At 75.1% G+C, this 17,408-nt stretch carries 9 protein-coding genes; 1 reads left to right on the forward strand and 8 read right to left on the reverse strand.

The window, feature by feature from the left end:
• Nucleotides 1-13: 13 nt before the first annotated feature.
• The 6 genes from LC193_RS08110 to LC193_RS08135 all read right to left on the reverse strand — a co-directional run bounded on the left by LC193_RS08110 (nt 14) and on the right by LC193_RS08135 (nt 13,207).
• Nucleotides 14-2,404: an SDR family NAD(P)-dependent oxidoreductase gene (locus LC193_RS08110; protein ID WP_226072919.1), complete on the reverse strand. Its 2,391-nt coding sequence runs from the start codon at nt 2,402-2,404 to the stop codon at nt 14-16.
• Nucleotides 2,401-8,541 (reverse strand): SDR family oxidoreductase, encoded by a 6,141-nt coding sequence (locus tag LC193_RS08115; RefSeq protein ID WP_226072921.1) that lies wholly within the window; start codon nt 8,539-8,541, stop codon nt 2,401-2,403. The genes LC193_RS08110 and LC193_RS08115 overlap by 4 nt, the downstream gene beginning before the upstream one ends.
• 37 nt (nt 8,542-8,578) lie before the next feature.
• The gene (locus tag LC193_RS08120; RefSeq protein ID WP_226072923.1) at nt 8,579-10,123 is read right to left on the reverse strand and encodes an acyltransferase domain-containing protein; all 1,545 of its coding nucleotides are present in this window, start codon (nt 10,121-10,123) and stop codon (nt 8,579-8,581) included.
• A gap of 146 nt (nt 10,124-10,269) precedes the next feature.
• Entirely contained in the window at nt 10,270-11,655 is a 1,386-nt protein-coding gene (locus LC193_RS08125) for an NAD(P)/FAD-dependent oxidoreductase (RefSeq protein WP_226072925.1), read from the reverse strand.
• Between the two features lie 326 nt (nt 11,656-11,981).
• Nucleotides 11,982-12,284: a response regulator transcription factor gene (locus LC193_RS08130; RefSeq protein ID WP_226072927.1), complete on the reverse strand. Its 303-nt coding sequence runs from the start codon at nt 12,282-12,284 to the stop codon at nt 11,982-11,984.
• A gap of 152 nt (nt 12,285-12,436) precedes the next feature.
• A complete protein-coding gene (locus LC193_RS08135; protein ID WP_226072929.1) occupies nt 12,437-13,207 on the reverse strand; it encodes a class I SAM-dependent methyltransferase in 771 nt (256 codons plus the stop codon).
• 88 nt (nt 13,208-13,295) lie between these two features.
• Between LC193_RS08135 and LC193_RS08140 the strand changes: the two genes are divergently transcribed.
• Complete coding sequence (locus tag LC193_RS08140; RefSeq protein WP_226072931.1) at nt 13,296-13,838, forward strand: winged helix-turn-helix transcriptional regulator; 543 nt, start codon at nt 13,296-13,298, stop codon at nt 13,836-13,838.
• A gap of 356 nt (nt 13,839-14,194) precedes the next feature.
• Here the strand turns inward: LC193_RS08140 and thiO are convergent, their stop codons facing one another.
• Both thiO and LC193_RS08150 read right to left on the reverse strand, forming a co-directional pair.
• The gene (thiO, locus tag LC193_RS08145; protein WP_226072933.1) at nt 14,195-15,307 is read right to left on the reverse strand and encodes a glycine oxidase ThiO; all 1,113 of its coding nucleotides are present in this window, start codon (nt 15,305-15,307) and stop codon (nt 14,195-14,197) included.
• Nucleotides 15,304-17,388 (reverse strand): type I polyketide synthase, encoded by a 2,085-nt coding sequence (locus LC193_RS08150; protein ID WP_226072935.1) that lies wholly within the window; start codon nt 17,386-17,388, stop codon nt 15,304-15,306. Before LC193_RS08150 ends, thiO begins: the two co-directional genes overlap by 4 nt.
• Nucleotides 17,389-17,408 lie beyond the last annotated feature (20 nt).

Genomic DNA, 17,408 nt, shown 5'->3' on the forward strand with positions numbered 1-17,408 from the left:
CGGTGGGTCGGTGTCAGCCGGGGGCGGGCCCGCCCAGCGGTCCTGGCGGCCCGTGGACCGTCATGACCGGCTCGCCGGTGTGCGCGCAGGTCACCCGCCACACGCCGACGGCCGCGTCGCCCTCGATGCGGCAGGGCCCGCGTTGGTCGGCGTGCAGGGCGAGTTGCCCGATGACGAGCGGGTCGCTCGTGACCGAGAGCGGGCCGCCCTGCCCGGCCCACAGGCGCAGCAGGTTCTCCAGCGGGGCCACGGGCACCACGGTCGGCACCTCGTGCGGGGTCACCCACAGGTCGCCGGGGGCGCACGGCGCGACCTCGGCGACGTGGCGCCCCGACGCGTCGCGCGTCCAGACGCCCAGGGGCACGACGGTGGAGCGCCACCGCAGGTAGGGGCTGCCGGAACGCCACGTGGTGGTGCGCGGCACGTCGGGCAGCGCGGCGGGCACCGCGGGCGCGCCGTCGCCGAACACCAGGCGCACGCTCGCCTCCCGGCCGCCGCCCGCCGCGTCGCCCGCGCGCCTGAACCGCACGCGCACCACCCACGCGTCGCCCTCGTGGGCGCCCTCGGCCTCGCGCACAAGACGCAGCGGGGAGCGGTCGAAGCGCAGCAGGGCCGCCGGCACGACGACGCCCTCGATGCGGTTGAGGCGGAGCGTGGGGAAGTCCTGCGGGACGACCCACTCGGCGCCGCGCGCCGCGCTCTCAAGCAGCACGCTCAGCGGCAGCGCGGGCACGCCGTCGACGTGGAAGTCCCCTGCCACGGGGACGCGTTCGCGCTCGAAGGTGACGGTGGTGGTGAGCCGGGCGTGCGGGGTGAACGCCGTCGTGGCCCCGAGGTGGAAGATGCGGGGGAACGCGGCGGCGTAGCCGGGCAGCGCGGGCACCACCGGGTATCCGGTGGCCTGGCCGGGGTCGATCGCCTTGCCGAGCGGGCCGACGAACGTGACCTCGCCCCGCGACCCGGCCAGGAGTTCGGCCCGCCACCTGGCCAGTCCCTCGGTGACGTCGAGCGCGGGCATGTAGCGCAGCGCGGCGGAGAAGTTGGCGATGAGGCCGACCCGGTCCCACGTCGGCCAGGCCAGGGTCATCACGGGGAAGTCGGCGCGGCGGGCCGCCCACGTGCCGAGGCGGGCGAGCCCTTCGTTGGCGGCGGCGTAGCCGAGTTGGCCGACCATGCCGCCCAGCCGGCCGGTGAGGGAGCCGACGGAGCAGAAGAACCGCAGGGGCAGCCGCCGCACTTCCTCGAACAGGTTGAGGAACCCGTCGATCTTGGTGCGGACGGTGCGCCTGATCTCCTCGTCGGTCGTGCGCGGCAGCCGGGCGGCGCTGTCGACGCCCGCGTTGTGGATCACTCCGGCGAGCCGCGCGCCGTGCCTGCGCACCAGGTCGCGCACCTGCGCGGGGTCGGTGATGTCGCACTGCGCGTACTCGACCGCCAGGCCCTCGCGGCGCGCGGCGGTGAGGTGCGTGGCCACCTCCCACTGCCTGCGGGTGCGCGCGAGTCCGGCGCGCACGCGCGCCGGCGGGGTGCCGGGGTCGCGCAGCCGCCAGGTCTCGCGCTCGAACGCGCGCCAGCCCTCCTCGTCGAGTCCCCACCAGGGTTCCTCGCCGGTGGGGAACGGCTCCCGGCCGGTGACGACGACGTGTGCGCCGTCCCGCCCGGCCAGTTCGCGGGCCAGGCGCCAGCCGATGCCGCGGGCGCCGCCGGAGATCAGCACCGTGTCGCCGGGGCCGAGCGGAACGGCGGGCGGGCCGACGGGCGCCTCGACGGGCGTGAGGGTGAGGCGGGCGCCCCCGCGGCGGCCGACCTCGATCGGTCCCGTCCTGCCCAGTTCGGCGGCGATGACGGCGGGCAGGTCGGCGCGGGCCGCGTCGTCGACGTCGACGACGCGGGCGTTGCAGTTGGGGAACTCGCGGTGCAGCGTCTTGGCGAGCCCGGCCCAGATGCCGCCGAGGGGCTGCGCCGGCTCGTCCCGCGCGTGCTGCCCCATGCCGCCGCCGAGGTGGGTGACGGCGAGGTAGAACAGGCGGCGCGCGTCGCTCTCCTCGGCCCAGTCCTCGTAGACGCCGCGCAGCGCGGCCACCGTCTCGGTGAGCGCTTCGTCCCAGGCGCCGGCCGGCTGCCCGCCGGCCGGTGCCGGGTCCATCGCCAGGTCGACGACGGCGTCGGCGGGGGCGCCGCCCGCGCCGCGGTGCACCAGCGCGCCGTGGCCCTTGAGTTCGCGTTCGACCGCGGCGGCGGTGCCCGGGTCGCCGTTGACCAGCAGCACCCGCAGGCCCGCGAGCCGGTCCGCGGCGTCCGTCTCGGGGTCGGGCAGCGGGGGCAGTCCCGTGAGCCGCCACACCATGCGGCTCACGGGCTGGACGTCCGTGCCCCCGGCGGCCGGCGTCGTGGCGGTCGTCATGCCGCCTCCCGGGTCCCGGCGGCGGACGTGGCGTCCGCGCCCGCGTCGACGTGGCCGATGAGCGTGGCCCGCAGGTCCTTCATCTGGAGCAGCAGCCGCCCGTCCGCCCGGACGGCGGCGAACCGGCTGCCGCCGCCGTCGCCCGCGTCGAACCCCGGGGGCGTCACGTACAGCTCGACGGGGTCGCCCGCGCGGGCCAGCGCGTGGTCGCTGGTGTCCTCGTACAGGTCGATCCTGCGGATCGACAGCGGGGCCGCGACCGGCATGCGGGGGCCCTCGGGGCCCTCCTCCAGGTGGAGGACGCCGGTCCTCGCCAGGCCGTCCATCAGGATGGCGGGCACCGTGAACCGCGAGAACGCCGGGTCGTCGAGCGGCACGCGGGGCGTGTAGCGGGCCCGTTTGCCGCGCGGGTGCAGACGTGTTTCGGCGGTGGAGCGGAACGGCCCGGTCAACTCGACCGGCGTGCCCGGCAGGTGGTACGGGTCGGGCACGGGGGTCTCGGCGCCGGACTCCCACGGGTCCCAGCGCGGCGCCTCGGGGAACGCGTCGTCGAGCAGCACCCGGGCCAGGAAGTGCGGCCGGTCGCGGACGAGGACGACACCCTTGGGCGACACGACGTCCTCGGTGATCCGCACCTGAACGGCCGTCACCTCGCCCGCCCGGTCGACCAGTTCGGCGTGGATGCGCTTGGGCCGCGTCGGGCCGTCCCGGTAGACGCGCAGGAAGTGCTGGAACGTGACGTCCTCGAAGGCGATGACGCGCTTGCCCGGCACGAGGTGCCTGGCGGCCTCCGCCGCGAGTTCGGTGACGAACGTGCCCGGCAGGGTGGCCTCGCCGCGCACGGTGTGGTGCGCGAGGTAGGAGTCCGTGGTGGCGAGGTCGAAGGAGCATTCGAAGACGGCCGAGGTGGCGTCGGACGACACCTGGCGGCGCAGGAAGAAGCCGGGGCCTTCCGCCGGCCGGCCGCCGAGGTAGCCGGGGTAGAAGCGCTCGACGGTGGCGCGTTCCGCGTCGCCCAGGTGCACCACGGAGGGGCGGCGGGTGCCCGCGTGCAGCTCCTGCACGAAGTGGCACACGCCCTCGGGCACGCCCATGCCGCTGTAGGAGCCGGCGCGTTCGTAGTAGGTCCTGGTCAGTTCGTCGGCCCCCATGCCGACGTCGCCCCACAGCGTCCAGCCGAGGGTGAACTCCTCGCTCGCTCCGTGCCCTCCGGCCTGCGCCCAGCCGGCCGCGGCGGCGAGGAAGTCGTTGGCCGCCGCGTAGTCGGCCTCGCCCAGCTGCCCGAAGTAGCCGAGCAGGGAGCCGAAGTTGCACCACAGGCGGGGCGGCGCGGCGCGCAGTGCGCGCTTGAGGTGGAGGTAGGAGTCGAGCTTGAGGTCGCGGATGGCGGTGAACTCGGCGAAGTCCTTGTCCTTGATGAGCGCGGAACGTTGCAGCCCGGCCGCGTTGATCAGCAGGTCGACGCGCCCCCGCTCGGCCAGGACGCGGCCGAGCGCGGCCTCCACCGCGGCGCCGTCGCGCAGGTCGCAGGTCAGGTAGGTCACCCGGTCGGCGCCGCTGTGCGCGGCCATCGCGTCCAGGTTGCGGCGCGCGGCGCGGGCGTTGAGCAGGCGGTCGAAGTCGCGGTTGATGCCGGCGACCGTGCGGCCGTCGCGGCGGGCCAGCTCGGCGGCGATGAAGCGGCGGCGGCCCGCGACGAACTCCTCGTCGGTGCCCGCGAACACCTCGTCCGGGTAGCGGTCGAGCGCGTTGCTGCCCAGCACGTACAGGCGCGGCCCGAAGTGCTCGGCGAGCGCCTTGGCGATCTCGGCGGTGATGCCGCGGGCGCCGCCGGCGACCACGACGACCGAGTCGCGGCCGATCCGCGCGGGCGCGCCCGTGTCCGGCTCGATCTCCTCCGTGCGCAGGACGGGCGTCCTGCGGCGGCCGTCGATGTCGTGGACGACGGGGAAGTCCCGTTCCGCCGCGCTCTCCTCCTCGGCGCGCGCGACGGCCGCGGCCGGGTCGGCCGACGAGCTGAACAGCCCGTACACCAGGCAGCCAGGCCGTTCGAGACCCGCGGTCTTCAGCAGCCCGGAGAACAGGCCGGTGGCCGGGTGCGGCACGCCGCCGGGCGCGGCGCCGAGCAGCAGCGTCACGAACGAGGCGCCGGGCGTGTCGAGGTCGTCGTACAGGTGCTGGAGCGCCAGGTAGGCGGCGTCGTGCAGCGCGATCAGGGCGCGCGGGCGCTCGGTGAGGGCGCGTTCCGGCGGCGCGGAACGGCTCACGTCGCTCAGCACCCGCAGCTGCACCGGGGTCCTCGCGCCGGCGCCGATGGCCTCGCGCACGGCGGCCTGCGTCACCTCGGGCAGGTGGTGCCAGCCGGGGCGCGCCGCGGGCAGCGGCACCGTCGACAGCACGGTGACGGCCGCGTCCTCGGGGGTGACGGCGGCGAGCGCGGCGGGTGCGTCGGTGAGGACGACGACGCCGGGCGGCAGGAACGGGACGGGTTCGCGGACCCGGCGTGCGGGCGTGTCCGCCAGCTCGGCCACGTGCCTGCGCACGTCGAACGGGCGCCCGGGCGCCGTCTGCCCCGCGCCGGTGAACGCGGCGGACAGCGGGGGCCGTTCTGCGCTCGGGGCGGCCTCGGTCGCCGTCGGGGCGGCGGGGGCGGCGGGAACGGCGTCGGGCCCGACGGTCAGGGTGATGCCCGCGCCCGCCGCCGTGCGGCTGCCGTCGACCGCGACGCGCACGACGCTGCCTGCGGGCGCGCGCAGCGCCCTGAGCGCCGCCACGGCGCCCGCCGCGCCCAGGTAGCGGGCGTCCTCGGGCGAGGGCGCGCCGCAGGGCAGCAGCGTGGCCGCGTCCTGCGCGGCGCCCTCCCGCAGCGGCTCGTCGACGAACGCGAGGATCTTCAGGCCCGCCGCGCGGGCCTTGGCCTCGGTCGTGAGGCCGAGCAGGAAGGCGCCCTCGGCGAGCCGGTCGGCCTCGGGCGGCAGCAGGTCGCCGATCAGCTCGCGGTAGGCGGGCAGGCTGTTGCCGTTGATGCCGCCGGCGAGGGCGAAGTCCAGCTCGCCGGTGCGCAGGTAGCGGCCGGCCGCCGTGATGGCGGAGAGCGCCGAGGCGAACCCGGAGTCCATCGTCATGTTGGGGCCGTGCAGGTCGAAGTAGTTCGCCACGCGGGCCGAGATGATGTTGGGCATCTGGCCGGGGAACGAGTCCTCCGTCGAGGCCGGGATCACCGACCGCACGCGCTCGCGCAGTTCGGCCATGATCTGCGGAACGGCCGCGGAGCCGACCCCGGCCAGCGCCTCCTCGATGTCGTCGAGGTAGCTGCGGTCGGCGTACTGCATGGCGGCGCGCGTGGGCCCCATGTGGCCGACGAAGACACCGGTGCCGGGGGCGTTGGCCGCCCAGAACTCCGGCATGTCCTCCCGCATCCGGTGCGCGCACTCCAGGATCATCAACTGGCAGCGGTCGAGCGCCTGGATGGTGCGCGGGGGCAGCCTGACCTTGCTGAACGGCGGCGCCGGGTAGGTGTCCCCGAACGTGTCGCCCGGGCGGGCGCCGCCGTCGAGCCAGCGGGCCACATCCTCGGTGGACTCAAGGCCCGGCACGTGCGCCGACCAGCCGACGACGGCGATGCGGCTGTCCGGGTCGGGGACCAGGGACGCGGCCGGGGCGGCGGGCGCGGCCGGCGCGTTCGAGGTGGCGTGCGACGCGGCGTGCGACGGCGCCGCGCGGTGCTCGGCGACGACGAGGTGCGCGTTGGTGCCGCCGAAGCCGAAGCCGGAGACGGACGACAGGCGCGGCCGGTCGGGCAGGGCGGGCCACTTCTGGTGCTCGGGGGTGATCTCCAGCGTCGTCTCGGAGAGCTTGAAGTCCTCGCGCGGCGTGCCGAGGCGGAACTGCCCCGGGATCGTCTCCTCGCGCATGCCCAGCAGGTTCTCGATCAGCGAGACGACCCCGGCGGCCCAACCGGTGTGCCCGATCAGGGACTTGTTGGAGGTGACGGCCGTGGTCCGGCCAGCGCCGTAGTACTCGCGCAGCGTGGTGAACTCGGCCAGGTCGCCGGCCGGAGTGCCGGTCGCGTGCGCGTTGACCCACCGCACGTCCTGGTGGTCGAACGCGGGCGCGCGCCCGGACCCGTCCTCGCCGTCGCCCTCGACGCCGAGCGCACGGCGCACGGCGAGGGCCTGGCCGCGCGAGCTGGGCGCGTAGATCGCCTTGCCCTTGCCGTCGGACGAGGAGCCGAACGCGCGCAGCACGCCGAGGACGCGGTCGCCGTCCGCGCGGGCCCGGCCGAGCCGTTTGAGGACGACCAGGGCGGCGCCGTCCGCGAAGATGACGCCGTCGGCGTCCTCGTCGAGCGCGTGCACCCGGCCGCGCTTGGACAGGCCCTGGAGCTTGGAGAACAGGACGGTGCCGCGCGGCGCGAGCGCGAACGCCCCGCCGCACACGGCGATGTCCTGCTTGCCCATCAGCAGCCCCTTGGCCGCGATGTCCACCGCGTAGAGCGAGGACGAGCAGGCCGTGTCCACCATGTGCAGCTCGGTGCCCTCGGGCAGCAGTCCTTCCATGGCGAGTTCGCCGACGCGGTGCGGCAGGAAGCGGGAGCGGTTCCGCGCGGCGCGCCAGTAGCGGCGGCCGAGCGCGTCGTCCACCTCGGGGCGCAGGGCCGCCCGCTCCTCGGGGGGCAGCGGCAGCCCCTCGATGATGTCGCCGGCCAGTCCGGTGATGCTGTCGAGGACGCCCGCTTCTTCGAGGTGCTGGCTGCCGTCGGGGGTGTAGCCGACGACGAACGAGTACCGGTCGCCCTCGGCCCGGCGCACCCCTGACAGGGCCTGCACGAGGCTGTGGCGCAGCCACCTGGTGGTCAGCTCGTGGTCGCCCACGTCGTCCGGCATGCTGCTGACGGAGCCTGGCACGGGCTCGAAGTCGGTGATGAACGCGCAGCTGTCGGCGTAGGACTTGTCCTCGGCCGAGGTGTCGGCGGAGACGAAGTTCTCCAGCCGCCAGCGGTCCTCAGGCACCCGGACGAACAGCTCCTTGCCGGTGAGGCGCAACTGCCAGAACTCGTCGGGGCTGTTGGCGCCGGGGACGGCCAGGCCCATGCCGACCACGGCGATCGCGTCGTCGTCGGGCTCGTCGCCGCCCGCGTCCGCCACCGGGCCGGGCGCCGGAACGGGCACGGACGCCACGGCGGGTGCGGGCGCCGGAACGGACGCCACAGCAGGCGCGGACGCCACGGCGGGCGCGGGAACGGGGCCGGAAGCCGGTGCGGGCGCCGCCACCACCGGCGCGGACGCGGGCGCGGGAACGGACGCCGTGGCGGGCACGTCCGAGGCGGCCGTCGCGTCCTGCGCCTGCGGCGGCGGCGAGAGCAGCGCGGCGCCCAGCGAGAGGCCGCCGTCGGCCAGGACGACCTGGCCGGTGATCCAGCTCGCCGCGTCGGAGGCCAGGAACGCGACGACCTCGGCGAACTCCTCGGGCGTGCCGAGGCGGCCGAGTGGCGTCGCGCGCTCGATGGTCTCCCGCATCTCGCGCGCCCTCGGGAACTTGTCCGCGACCTCGCTGGTCAGCATCGCCGCCGACGCCGTGTTGACGCGGATGCCGAGCGGCGCGTACTCGACCGCGAGGTAGCGGGTGGCCGCCTCGGCCGCGGCCTTGGCGGGGGCGCAGGCCGAGTAGTTGGCCATCACCAGCTGGGAGCCGCCGAGGGCCGAGACGGTGACGATGGCCCCTCCCCCGCCGGCCGCCATCAGGGGCGCCGCCGCGCGGGCGCAGCGCAGCCCGCCCCGGTAGTTGGTGTCGATGGCCTTGCCGATGTCCTCGTCCGTCACCTCGTCGAGCGGCAGCAGCGCGCCGTTGGCCGCGTTGTTGACGAGGATGTCGAGGCGCCCGTGGCGTTCCCCGACAGCGGCGAACATCCGGTCGACCTGCTCCTGCCGCGTGACGGAGGCGCGGGCGAGATCGACGCCCGCGCCCGCGGCCAGGAGTTCGTCCCTGGTCCGCTTGGCCTCGTCGTGCGAGTGGAAGTAGTTGAGGACGACGTGGGCTCCGCGCGCGGCGAGGGTGTGGACGATCGCCCGGCCGATGCCCTTCGCGCCACCGGTGACGAGGGCCACCTTTCCGGTCAGATCCTTGGCGGGTCTCATGGGACAGCTCCTGTGAGTGGGGGGCTGCGGGCGGGCGTCAGCCCGCGGCGGGTATGGGCTGCGGCGTGCGCTGACCGTTCAGGTGCTCCCAGACGAAGTCGGTGATCTTGCCCATCGTGTCGTAGACGGACACCCGGAACGCGGGGTCGCGGGGCGGCAGTCCGTACCGCTGGGAGACGCGGGAGAGCAGTTCGACCTGCTTGACGGAGTCGACGCCGAGTTCGGCCTCAAGCTGGACGTCGACCTCGAAGACCTCTTCCGGGTATTCGAGCGTGTCGGCGTACAGGGCCCGCAGTTCGGCGAACAGCAGCTCCCTGTCCTGCGGGGCGGCCCCTGCCTGGCCCTGCTCCTCGGCGACCGGCGCGGGAGCGGGGGCGGGCTCGGCGGGCACGGGCGCCGCGGGCACGGGCGCCGGTGCCTGGGCCGCCACGGGCGGCACGTGCCGGACGGCGAACGCCGCCACCTCGTCGCGGATCTGCGCGAGCAGCGCGGGACCGCGTTCGGCCCAGTAGGCCGTGAAGACCTCGGCGGGCGCCGCGGGGGCCAGCAGGTCGCCGAGCGAGCCGCCGGTGCCGCCGGCCGCGAGACCGGCCTCGCGCAGCACGTCGAGGGTGCGGTCGAGGGCGAGTTCGCCCTGCCCGTCGAGCGCGAGCGTCGGCAGGGAGCGCACGTCGCCGTCGGGGAGGACCCGCCGCACCAGCTTGGCCAGGGCGGGCCGCCCGCCGGCCTCGACGAACGTGGTCACGCCGTCCTCGCGCAGCCGCCGCACGGCGGCGGCGAACCGCACCGGCATGGTGAAGTGCGCGGCGAGCAGGTCGGCCAGGGAGCTGCCGGGCTCGTAGTGGCGCTGGAGGATGGGCGAGTACACGGGCAGGGCCAGCGGGCGCTGCTCAAGGGCGCGCACCCGCTCGGCGAACTCGGGCACGGCGGGCGAGAGGGCGGGGTTGTGGAACGGGAAGGGCGTGTCGATCTCGGCGGCGCCCACGCCCAGTTGCCTGGCGATGGCCACCACCTTGTCCAGCGCGTCGGCCGGGCCGCTGACGACCGTCTGCTCGTCGTGGTTCTCGGTGGCGACGGCGAGGCCCGGGTCGCCCAGCAGGTCGAGGATCTGCCGGGTGCGGCCGGCGCCGGTGGTCAGGGCGACCATGCGGCCCGCCACGCCGCCGTGCCGCTGGATCACGGTGACGCGGGAGGCGACGATCCGCGCGCCGTCCTCGGGCGAGAAGGCGCCCGCCGCGACCAGCGCGGTGATCTCGCCGAGGCTGTGGCCTGCCAGGACGTCGGGGCGCAGGCCGCGTTCCCGCAGGATCTCGAACGCGGCGAGCCCGGCGCCGTAGATGGCGATCTGGGAGGCCCACGGGTCGCTGTCGAGCAGGTCCTTCAGCTCGGTCTCGCGGGCGCCGAGCACCAGGTCGGAGATCCGGCGCGAGAACAGTTCCTCGGTCACGCCGTCGAGGCGCGAGAAGACGGCGCCGACGCGCGGGTGCCGCGCGGCGGCCCGGCGCAGCGCCGCGCCGTCGAACCCGCCCTGCCCCGGGAAGAGAACCGCGCTCCTCGCGCCGGTGGATCGTGAAGTGTCCATGCTGCGCACCTCCGTGCGGAAAAAGGGTGTGAGGGATCGGCCCCATGGCGTGCCATGGCGGTGGTCCTTGGCCGCGCGGCGGTGCGCGGCGCCGCGGGTGGCCGCCCGCGGTCGGCGGAACGTGCCCCGGCCGGGCGCGGGCCCGGTCAGGCGGCGCGTCCCGCGCCCGGCGCCGCGGCGCCGAGCAGGAAGTCGCCCATGCTGCCGAGGTTCGCGGCGATCAGGCGGTCCGCGAGCCGGGTCGCGGGCGGCAGGCGCCGGGGCGCGCCGCGCGCGAGCCACCGGACGAAGCGCAGCTTCCAGCCGGTGTCGCGGTCGACGTGGTCGAGGAGCGCGTGGATGTTGGCGGGCGAGTAGAACTCGGCCGGGGGGACGATGGTGGCGAACATGCCCACCATGCCCGAGCCGTGCGCCGGGCTCTTGGCCATCGCGCGGACGAACTCCTGCTCCTCCGGGCCGTAGTCCGCGATCAGCGCGTGGTCGCAGGTGTACTCGAAGTGGCCGCGCACGAGGGCGTCGCGCCGGCTGCCGTACTCGGCGACGCGGCGGTCGAGTGCGCGGTCGTCGCCGGCCAGCCCCTCGGCCACGCCGCGCGCCAGCAGTTCCGCGCCGCGCAGCGCGTCCGTGATGCCGGCGGCGGTGATCGGGTCCCTGGTGTAGCCCGCGTCGCCGACCAGGGCCCAGCCGGGGCCCGCGGGGTGGCGCAGGAAGTTGGGCACGGCGCCGGTCATCCACCGGCCGACGCGCCCTTCGGGGCGCACCCGCGCCGCGAACTCGGGGTCGATCTCGCGGAACGCGCCGAGGACGGTGCGGTCGCGCTCCTCGTCGGGCGCGGCGGTGAAGTCGGCCACGGGCAGGGCGAGTCCGAGGATGGTGAGCCCGTCGTGGGTGGGCCAGGTGAAGGCGTGCCTGCGGTTGTGCCGGTAGGTGCGCACCCGGCCGTCGTGCGGCACGTCCGCCCAGTAGGCCCAGTGGCTCTTGTTCAGCACGGGCCGCGCCGCGTACTTCTCGCTGCCCACCAGGCGGGCCACGGTGGAGTTGGAGCCGTCGGCCCCGACGACGAGCCGGGCGCGCTCGGTGGACTGGGAGCCGTCGGGCCCCTGCACCCGCACGCCGCTGACGCGGCCGGTGCCGTCGGTCGTCAGCTCGCGCAGCGCGGTCTCCTCGCGCAGTTCCGCTCCCGCCTTGACGGCGGCCCGCTGCATGACCTCGTCGAGCCTGCGGCGTTCGGGCGAGTAGGCCTCGGCCACCTCGTCCTCGACGGCGGGCAGCCGGGCCATCAGCCGCACGGGGCCCGTCTGGAGCCCGTAGGAGTGGATGGGCGGCGGACCGCCGGACTCCGTGAGTTCGTCGAGCAGGCCCCAGCGTTTCAGGCGCAGAATTCCGGGCGGATGGACGAGATTGGTCGCCGCGCCCTTGCCGCCCGGCATTTTCGCGCGGTCGATGAGGAGTACCCGGTGACCTTCGCGTGCCAGCAGCATCGCGGTGGCCGCACCGCTGATACGCGCGCCCACGACAATGACGTCGTACATCGTTACCCCAGATTCCTGCGTCGGCCGTCTTCAGGCATTCGACTGTCGGGAAATGACGTCTCGCTCAGCGCCTCCGCAGGGGCGGGCACGGGCCGCGGTGCCCGTGCTTTCCGCCGCTCCTGCGCGGTGGTTTCCGGAAATGATCCGATGGCGTTCTCTGCCCTGACGCAGGGAATACGGCGCACCACTGCGCCGTGTCGCGGCACGCCCGGCAACGGGACGGCCGGCGACAGGACATCAGGTCGTGCGGCGTTATGTATTCGGCATGGGCCACCAGTCCCCGTAGACGCGTGGTACTTCCCCCCGGGAGGCTCATTACCGCGACCCTAGCTGGCTGCCCGATCACCAGCCATTGTACTTTCGTACATGTGTCGGTAGCTGAGTGCGACGAGTCCCGCCTGAAGGCGGGATTCCACTTGTAACTTCTGCAATACGCAGGCGACGTGGGCCTTGACGGTCCGTTCCGACACCTGGAGCCGGACGGCTATGCGCCGGTTCGACCAGCCCGCCGCGAGGAGCGCGAGCGTCTGGGCCTCCCGGGTCGTCAGGAGCTGGACCCGTTCCAGCTCGCTCGACCAGGTGGGGAGCGGGGTCTCGGTCAGGACCTCGCTGTGGAGTGCCATGGACATGGGAAGTGCAACCCCCTGGGTCGTGTCTGCGGTCGTGGGCGGCAGTGGTCACCGGGGGGCCGGTATCGCGTCACGTGCGCCGCGCCGAACACGCGACCGGCACTCCCGGGAGTCGCGCCGCGCGGAGCCGGGCGCGTGTCGTGCTGCCCCGGTCAGCGCCTGCGGGCCCGGCCGAGGTAGGTGACCAGCGGCCGGTGGCCAGGCTCCAGCCGGAAGGCCACCCGCGGGGCCATCTCCTCGGTCGTGATCGCGCCGCTCTTGCGGGCCCTGATGGTCTTCACCAGACCGGTCACGGACGTGGGGCGGAAGCCGCACACGTCCTCGCTGCGCAGGCCGTGCCGCTCCATCGCGGCCGAAAGATCCGCCGGCCTGCGCAGCCGCGCCGCCGCGTAGCGCCCGGGCGGCACGATGCGCGTCTGCGGGATGCCCTGGAAGGCGCCGAGGTAGATGAGCCGCGAGAGCGGCGTGCGGTTGACCGTGTCGTAGATCAGGACCCCGCCGGGCACCAGCACGCGCGCCGCCTCGGCGAGCACGTCGTCGAGCCGGTCGGTGATCTCGAAGGTGTCCGCGCAGTAGACGAGGTCGAACGCGGCGTCCGGCAGGTCGAGGCGTTCCGCCGGTCCCGTGAGGTGGGTCACGGCGACCCCCTCCCGCTCGGCGCGCTCGCGGGCGACCCGCGTGGCCACCTCGGAGGGGTCGACGGCCGTCACGTCAAGACCCTCACCCGCGAGCCCCCGGGCCAGCTCGCCCCTGATGCCTCCGACCACCAGCGCGCGGCGGCCGGGGGGCCGGGTCGCGTCGCGGCCGAGCACACCCCGCACGTACTCCATCCGCACACCGTGGAACGTGACGGCCCTGATGTGGCGTCCGTCGATGGCCGCGGCCGACGTGGTGTTCAGTTCAACCGGTGATCTCTCTGTCATCACGTTACGCCTCAGCTCGATAGGATGAGGAGTTCCCTGAGGAAACCTAGCACAGCGCGTCTGGCACAAGTAGAGAGCACAGGAACGAATGGCCCGCAAACAACTCACCGACGTGGCCTGCTCGATCGCCAGGGCGACCGATGTATTCGGCGACGCCTGGACCGCGTTGATCATGCGTGATGTCCTGCTCGGCTGTACGCGGTTCGACGATCTGGCACAGGACCTCGGAATTTCCAGAAAAGTCCTGGCCGCCCGTCTGAACCGGCTGGTCGACGAGGACGTACTGCGGCGCGTGCGCTACCAGGACAGTCCGCCGAGGCACGACTACCAGCCGACCGAGAAAGGCAGGGAACTCTGCGCGGTCCTTCTGGCCCTCATGGCCTGGGGCGACCGCTGGTACGGCGGGCAGGACGGGCCGCCGCTGCTCATCCGCCACCTCGACTGCGGGGAACGGACGACGGCCGTGTCCGCGTGCGCGCACTGCGGCGGGGCGCTGACCTCGGAGAACACGAACCACGAGCCGGGCCCCGGCGGACGCGCGGGCCCCGGCACGCTCGTGCTCGCCCCGATGATCGAAGCCCGGTTCACCGGCGGGGAGTCCGCGCGCGAAGCGGGCGGCGGCCGGGCCTGAACGGGCGCGGACCGCGAGGCGCCGGGGGCCCGCGCCCCGGAATGCCGCATTCCGCGGCGAGCGGATTCCCCGGCCCGGGAACGCGCCACCGCTCCCGTGACTTACCGGAAAGAAACAGGCGCATGGCCGCCGGATGGCGGCACGGCTCCAGTGGCCCGACGCACCGGGAATAAAACGCGTTCCGTATCGGCGACTTCACCGCCCGATACCGCGCGGACACGCACGCGCGGCCATAAGCGGTGGTGCACGCGGCCGTTCACGCGGGCGGAAAACGGACCGGGAACCGCCCGTTCCGCCAAAGGCCGCGACCGGCCCCGGGCCCGCCGCGAAGGCGGTGCCCGGGGCGCGGCCCGCCGTCAGCGCGCGGCGGCTGCCGCGAGGACGGCCGGGCGCAGCGGCGTGAACGGCGCGGCGACGGCGTCCGGTTCCGCGTCGGTGAGGTGGGCCACCATCGCCTCGGCGGTGACCGGGGCGAGCTGGACGCCCATGCGGAAGTGGCCGGAGGCCAGGTACACGTCGGGCACGGTGGTGGGGCCGATGAGCGGCAGGTCGTCGGGCGAACCGGGGCGCAGGCCCGCGCTGACCTCGGCGAACCGCAGCGCGCCGACGCCGGGCATGATCTCGGCCGCGCGGCCGAGCAGGCTGTGGGTGCCCTCCGCGGTCACGGTCTCGTCGTAGCCGCGCTCCTCGTAGGTGGCGCCGACGACGAGTTCGCCGTCCAGCCGGGGCACGAGGTAGAGGGACCTGCCCTTGATCAGGGCGCGCGCGGTCACGTTGAGCAGCGGCGGGTCGGAGTGCAGGCGCAGCAGCTGCCCCTTGACCGGACGGATCTCGGGGACGGCGCCGGGCGGCAGGCCCTCGATCCCGTGCGTCCAGCAGCCGGCCGCGAGCACGAGGCGGTCGAACGGGACGGTGTCGCCGTTGTCGAGGACGACCGTATGGTCGTCGACGCGGACGGCGGCGCGCCGCACGAGCGTTCCGCCCAGGGCCTCGACGGCCGTGCACAGCGCCGCGTTGAGCACGCGCGGGTCGACCGCGCCGTCGTCGGGGGCCAGCAGGCCGCCGAGCGCGGGGACGAACGCGGGCTGGAGCTCCCCGACCTCCGCGGGCGTGAGGCGCTGCGTGCGGACGCCGAGCCCGTCGAGGAAGGACTCCATGTGGTCGAGGGACAGCAGCGCGTCCTCGTCGAACGCCGCGTCGAGCACGCCGTCGCGCCGGTAGCCCGCGGGCGCGAACTCCTCAAGCTCCTCGACGAACGACGGGTACAGGGCGCGCGAGGCCAGGCACAGGGCGCGCAGGTCGTCCTGGTCGAAAAGCTGCTCGTTGGCGGGCGGCAGCATGCCCCCCGAGACGTGCGACGCCTTGCTCGCCGGCGCCGGGTCGATCACGGTGACGGCCAGACCCTGGCGCAGGGCCCGCCAGGCGACGGCGAGGCCGATGACACCGCCGCCGACGACTACGGTTTTCATGCTTCGCCTTCCTGGAGAAGTCGCCGCAGGTGGGCGGCGAGTACCGCGGGGGTCGGGTGGTCGAAGGTGAGGGTCGCGGGCAGCCGCAGGCCGGTCGCGGACGCCAGGCGGCGGCTGAGTTCGAGGTTGCCGATCGAGTCCAGGCCCACGGCGGAGAACTCGCGGTCGGGCGCGACGTCGTCGGGTCCCTCGTAGCCGAGCACGGCGGCTGCGGCCTCGCGGACGAAGTCGAGTGCGGCCGCGTCGCGTTCGGTCTCGGGCAGGCCGGCCAGGCGGCTGCGCAGGGCGTCGGACGAGGCGGGCGCGGCGGTCCCGGCGGGTGCCAGCTCGGCGAGCACCGGCGGGATGTCGCCGGTGAGGGCGGCCTCGTTCAGCCGGACGGGCGCGAGGACCGCCTCGTCCGCGGCGAGCGCCGCGTCGAACAGGGCGAGGCCCTGCTCGTGCCCGAGCGGCGCGAAGCCCGACCGCTTGATGCGGGCCAGTTCCGTGGCGGACAGGTCGGAGCCCATGCCGCCCTCGCTCTCCCACAGGCCCCACGCGAGGGACGTGCCGCGCAGGCCCTGGGCTTTGCGGTGGTGGGCGAGCGCGTCGAGGACGCCGTTGGCCGCCGCGTAGTTGGCCTGCCCGGCGTTGCCGGTCAGGCCAGCGACGGACGAGAAGAGCACGAACGCGCACTCCGGGTCCTTGATCAGGTCGTGCAGGTGCAGCGCGGCGTCGGCCTTGGGGCGCAGCACGCGGTCGAGGCCGCGCGGGGTGAGCGTGCCGATCGCGCCGTCGGACACCACGCCAGCGGTGTGGATGACGGCGGAGGGGGCGGGGACGCCGGCGAGGACGCGTTCGAGGTCGTCCCGGTCGGTGACGTCGCAGGCGTGCACCTCCACGCGGGCGCCGGCCGCGGTGAGTTCCGCGGTCAGCTCGGCCGCGCCCGGGGCGTCGGGGCCGCGGCGGCTGAGCAGCACGAGGTGCCCGACGCCGTGGCGGGTCACCAGGTGGCGGGCCAGCAGGCGGCCGAGCGCGCCCGTGGCGCCGGTGACCACGACGGTGCCGGTGAGCGCGGTGGGCCGCGGCGGCGGGCAGCGCACGAGCCGGGGCCGGAACAACGCGCCCCGGCGGACGGCCAGTTGGGGCTCGCCCGAGGCGACGGCGGCGAGCAGCGCGTGGCTGCCGTCCTCGGGGTCGTCGACGTCGACCAGGACGAAGCGGCCCGGGTGCTCGGACTGGGCGCCGCGCAGCAGCCCCCAGACGGCGGCCCCCGGCGCGTCGGGCACGTCCTCCTGGGCGCGGGCGGCGACGGCTCCCCTGGTGACCAGGACCAGGCGCGTGCCGGCCAGGCGCCGGTCGGCCAGCCACTCCTGCACGAGCACGAGGGCGCGCTGCGCCGCGGACCGCACCGGCGCCTCCTCGTCCGTGCAGGACACGAGGACGACGTCGGGCGCCGGGGCGCCGTTGCGCAGGGCCAGGTCGAGGGCGCCGAGCGAGGGGTGGGTGTCCAGCGGGCGGCGGATGGCCTTCAGCGCGCCGGTGACGCCGATGTGGTCGGTGCCGAGGAACGCCCAGTGCTGGTCGGCCACGGCACGCGGCTGCACGACGGCCTTCCAGGCCATGCGCAGCAACTGGGTGCGCTGCACCGCCGCGTCGAGCTGGTCGGCGGTGACCGGGCGCATGGCGAGGGCGCCGACCGTGGCCACGGGTTCGCCGTCCTCGCCGGTGAGCGCCAGGGTCACCCCGCCCTCGCCCGGCACGGTGTGCACGCGCACGGCGCGGGCCCCGGCCTTGTGCAGCCGCACGCCGCGCAGCGCGAACGGCAGGAACGTGCCGCTCTCGCGGTCGAGCCCCGGCACGAGCGCGGCCTGCAACGCGGCGTCGAACAGCGCCGGGTGCAGGTGGTAGTCGCCGTCGCCGCCCGACCCCTGGTCGAGCGCGGCGTCCGCCCAGACCTCGTCGTCGCGGGACCACACCGCGCGCAGGCCGCGGAAGACGGGCCCGTACTGGAGGCCGCGGTCGGCGAGGCGGTGGTAGAGGTGGTCGATGTCGACCTCGCGGACCCCGTCGGGAAGCCCGGGTCGTTCGCTGCTGCTCATGGTCGCGTCCTTTGCGAAGG

It is taken from the genome of Streptomyces marincola, assembly GCF_020410765.1.
GTDB lineage: Bacteria > Actinomycetota > Actinomycetes > Streptomycetales > Streptomycetaceae > Streptomyces > Streptomyces marincola.